Annotated in this window: 6 protein-coding genes; 2 read left to right on the top strand and 4 right to left on the bottom strand. The window is 39.4% G+C overall.

Translation table 11 applies throughout. The annotated features are described in order from the left end of the window. The first annotated feature begins 145 nt into the window (after nt 1-145). A complete protein-coding gene (locus B4K20_RS02110; protein WP_286304857.1) occupies nt 146-607 on the top strand; it encodes a MarR family winged helix-turn-helix transcriptional regulator in 462 nt (153 codons plus the stop codon). Here the strand turns inward: B4K20_RS02110 and B4K20_RS02105 are convergent. From B4K20_RS02105 to B4K20_RS02090, 4 genes are all read right to left on the bottom strand, one after another. Continuing rightward, complete coding sequence (locus B4K20_RS02105; protein WP_289281724.1) at nt 604-1,395, bottom strand: hypothetical protein; 792 nt, start codon at nt 1,393-1,395, stop codon at nt 604-606. The two genes, B4K20_RS02110 and B4K20_RS02105, sit on opposite strands and share 4 nt — an antisense overlap. A gap of 14 nt (nt 1,396-1,409) precedes the next feature. Next, nucleotides 1,410-2,843, bottom strand: a complete 1,434-nt coding sequence (locus tag B4K20_RS02100) for a sensor domain-containing diguanylate cyclase (RefSeq protein ID WP_289281723.1) — start codon at nt 2,841-2,843, stop codon at nt 1,410-1,412. Between the two features lie 61 nt (nt 2,844-2,904). After that, nucleotides 2,905-3,219, bottom strand: a complete 315-nt coding sequence (locus tag B4K20_RS02095) for a hypothetical protein (protein WP_289281722.1) — start codon at nt 3,217-3,219, stop codon at nt 2,905-2,907. A gap of 87 nt (nt 3,220-3,306) precedes the next feature. After that, the gene (locus tag B4K20_RS02090) at nt 3,307-3,747 is read right to left on the bottom strand and encodes an RrF2 family transcriptional regulator (protein WP_289244847.1); all 441 of its coding nucleotides are present in this window, start codon (nt 3,745-3,747) and stop codon (nt 3,307-3,309) included. Nucleotides 3,748-4,061: 314 nt separating this feature from the next. Here B4K20_RS02090 and B4K20_RS02085 point away from each other — a divergent pair. Further along, the coding region (locus B4K20_RS02085) for a lipocalin family protein (protein ID WP_289281721.1) at nt 4,062-4,269 on the top strand (208 nt) is incomplete at its 3' end.

The raw sequence follows: 4,269 nt of genomic DNA, 5'->3' as shown, positions 1-4,269 counted from the left end.
GAATAAATCCGATTTGCGTTGCTTTGATTACTCTCTATAATGAGCAATCTTGAGTTGTTATAGACTTAAGCGAATCAATCAACGGCGACTAAGCCTTATTGCATCGTGGCAATGTTAATAAGCAAATTTTTTAAGGAATCAACGCATGTCAAACTTTGATAACTTGAGACTCGATAATCAACTGTGCTTTGCTTTATATAGTGCTACGAACAGCATCACACGATTTTATCGCAGTCTGTTAAATGAATATGATCTCACCTACCCCCAATATCTGGTTTTAGTTGTTTTGTGGGAAAAAGATGGTGTCGCCATTAAAGATGTGATGAAACAACTGAAGTTAGACTCAGGTACATTATCTCCCATCATTAAACGGCTTCAGGCTGCTGAGCTGGTTGAGAAAGTTCGCACAGATGAAGATGAAAGGGTTGTTCGCCTTTTCCTAACGAACAAAGCGAGACAATTGGAGCCCCATATCGCTGAAGTTCAAAATAAAGTGGCATGTAAAACTAATTTGTCATCAACAGAGTTTTTTGACTTATTAAGCACCCTGAATCAACTCACCAATGATCTCAACCAACGTGAAGAAACTACTGAGAAAATGACCTAAAGCTTTATTTGATATACATGGACAGTGAATTTGAATAAAAGCCACAGCGTTAATAAAGGAATAAATAACATTAATAAAACAAACTCAGCAAGTAGATAGACAGCTGCTTTAACTGCACGATCTGCCTGCTCCCTGACTTGCTGAAGTTTTGCTTCTATATCTAACTGGCCTTTCAGACTGTTAAACCAGCCTTTTGATTTTTTCTGTTGTTGCTCACTCAATGTTTCCACTTCATTCTGGGTCTGTTCCAAGACAATAACAGCTTCTTCCCTCTGAGATGCCAATAACTCATGCACCGTTGCACTAGCCATCACTGATACAGGTATCAATAACCTTAGAATAGATAAAAACAATACTGTTTTAAGAAAAACAGGTGTGAGTTGCTGTGATGTTTTAGCTAAAAAATAACTCGCCGCCGCTATCAGTGCTAATGTTGCAATCGCTATTCTCAAAAATGCTTGATCAGATAAAAATAAGATAATTTGCTGAATGCCGAGTGAAGCTGAGGCAGCTAATAACACACTTGAGAATTGTTCTATTAGGTCATTTAAAGGATCGAGTATTTGTCCCGGTGCTAATGTCAGCCCGACGCCCATGGGTTCTATAGAAACTTCAGTTCCCTGAGCAACAGAGATGACACCATTTAAGCCTCTCGCCAAAGCATAGACTGACAAGGTGACCGTCATCATTTGTTTAAGCTGATGATCAGTCGACGTTGCAACAGGAAAGCAAGCCAAAATTAAACAAACACAAAGCACTGATAATGACAATCGATGTTTGTTTAACATATTCAACTCATCTCTCAGCGAACACAATTTCGACCATTATTTTTCGCTTGGTAAAGTGAAACATCAGCCCGAGCAATTAACTGACTCATTGTTTCTTGCTGTTGATACTCAGCCACCCCAGCACTCACTGTAATTTGACGTTTTTTACCATTGTATTCAAATACATGCTGGGCAATCGCTTCGCGAATGTTGTTTGCGAGTTTAATGGCTTGATTTTGATTACAATCTTGCAACATTAAAACGAATTCTTCGCCACCCCAACGACATACCACATCTTCTTCACGAACCTGTTGGCGCATAATGCCAGCCACTGTGGTAAGTACATAGTCACCATACTGGTGACCATGATTGTCATTAACTTGTTTGAAGTGGTCAATGTCAATCAGTACGAGTGATAAAGCTTCCTGGTGTCTTTTACCCCTGGCAACAGCCTGTGTAAAGAATGAATCAAATACTTGCCTATTGATTGCACCTGTAAGCTTATCCTTGGTGGCCATGGTTTCAAGACGACCCTGATATCCTCTTGACGCTAAATGCAAAATAAAAAGCACAATAAGACTTATGGCAAATGACACCATAAGGTTTAGAATCAAGGCGTTTTCGACTTTTTCTGTACTCGGGTCGTTAACCTGCTCGACAATCAGATACCAGTCAAATTCGGGCACTAAACGGCTATTGAGATAAATGGTACTGCCATTGACCGTGTTAAAAGAAAATGATGAACTGGGCGTCGTGAGAATACGTGTAAATACCTTATCCAGACCTTCTTTATTCTGAATATGAAGTTCCTTACTGTACTTGCTGCTTTGCAGCATAACTTGACCTTGTCGGTCTATAAAATAGATTTCTCGACCGTAACGCTGTTGATAATTTTCAATCAGCTCTTCTACAACCAGTAAAGATAATCCAACACCTATCACCCCAATAAACTTTCCTTTCTTATCAAGAACGCGATAATTGACAAAGATACTCAGACGGTTTGGCTCAGCCGTATCTCGGTCAATATTGATGAGGTAAGGTTGATTGGCGTTTTTTGCTTTGTAATACCAGGCATCAGCCTCAACGTCTTCAGATACTTTCTTCAAGATGCCAGTTGGATGGTAATAATTCTGCGTTTTACTGGACACAAAAAATGCCGTAATAGTGTTGTATTTCTCTTGAATCTGGCTAAGGTAACTTTGCATTTTTTCTGGTTCAAGCTCACCTTCATTGACCCAATCGAATACAAAAACATCATTGGCCATCAAAGAAGAAATCACCAGTGGATGAAGCAGATCTCGCTGAATTTCTGAATAGATATTATCACTGGTCAGCGGAAGCATCTCTTGTTGCAGGCGTTGTGAGATCGAACTTCTGGCAACAAAGTAACCAATTAAACTTGTTGCTAAAAAGCCCATTAAAACGATGATGCTTATAATGAGTGTGTAAAGACGCTTACGATTTTTCAAAGAGAAGACACCAAAAATAAATGGTCAATAGTATTCAAGCTTTCACATTATTTCCAATTTTTTAGTCTAGGTCGAAAGGATAATCACGTTCATCCTTGTCATTCGCAGTACTCATTTTTCTATGATGTCTGACACCCAGAGCAAAACTGATTAGCAAAAGAATATAAAAGACGTCTAGGTCATCTTGTTTGAATAAACTGATGATGGCCCAGAAAACAGGAATATAAAAAACAACGCTGGAGAGAACAGCAGCCCACATAGGTAAATCCCTACGTGCAGCAAGGTATACATAACGGCTGAAAAGCCCGGATAAAAAACCGCCAAAGATTGCCAAAAAAAGATAAAGCACCATACCAATAGTATTTACATGCGACATACACTACCTGCTGACTATTGAAACGACAAAGGAACTGAGTAAACCACTCCCTATGACTCTCTCACTATATACGCATTAGTGGTGCGTTTACACTGCCGTTGGCAATGATAGGCTTTGTTGCAGTTTATGTTTATTCTTTACCACATCGGCCAGTGTATACTCATCCAAAACTGCAAAAAATGCTTTTTGAGCTTTTCTTAGCGCACTAAAAAGTACACAAACCGACTCAATTGGACACTGACAGTTGGTACCAAAGCATTCCAATAATTCCGGATTTTCAATCTTTCGCAGAAGCAATCCAATATTTATTTCTTCTGCTGGCAAAGCTAATTTCAGACCACCGCCCCTGCCACGCTGGCTGATAATAAGTTTTTCTTGCACCAATCGTTGCGCCACTTTTGCCAGATGATTTGTAGAAATACCATACCGTTCAGATGCATCTTTGACCGTAGCCGGTTTTTCCTGACTGTGAATCGCTAAATACATCAAAAGTCTCAGCGCATAATCTGAATGAGAAGTTAGCTGCACAGAACCGTACCTTGAGTTATTTTATGTGTCATTCCGTTCTTCCTTCTGTAGAAGTCATCAGTAAATCACAGACATAAGCAATTTTTCAGCCATCGGCGCATTAATCGTAAAACATTGCAAGTGATCTTCTCATACCATTCCATTATACCGAGCTTAGCAGGTTAAGTAGTTAGTGTTTGTACCAGCATCGGTTTGCCATTCACCAAACTTTTGGTTCACAAATACGCACTTAAAAAGTGCATTTGAATCAAATACGTGCTTCACGGCAAATTCACGATACACAATCAATGATGTTCGCTAAAAAAGGTGAAAATATGCGTCTAAGTATTACAGGAATTATTGTCATGATGATGTTATTGAGCGGTTGCCAAAAAAGTCATCCACCTATCGAACCCGTCTCTTATGTCGACATAGACCGGTTTATGGGTGATTGGTACGTAATCGCCAATATCCCCACCTTTATTGAAAAAGGGGCACATAATGCCATCGAATCTTATGAGTTGAATGATGACGGCACAATTC

The organism is Methylophaga sp. UBA5088 (assembly GCF_002414625.1).
GTDB classification, from domain to species: domain Bacteria; phylum Pseudomonadota; class Gammaproteobacteria; order Nitrosococcales; family Methylophagaceae; genus Methylophaga; species Methylophaga marina.
Note: the sequence above shows the minus strand (reverse complement) of the source record. Positions and strands in the feature narration are given on the sequence as shown.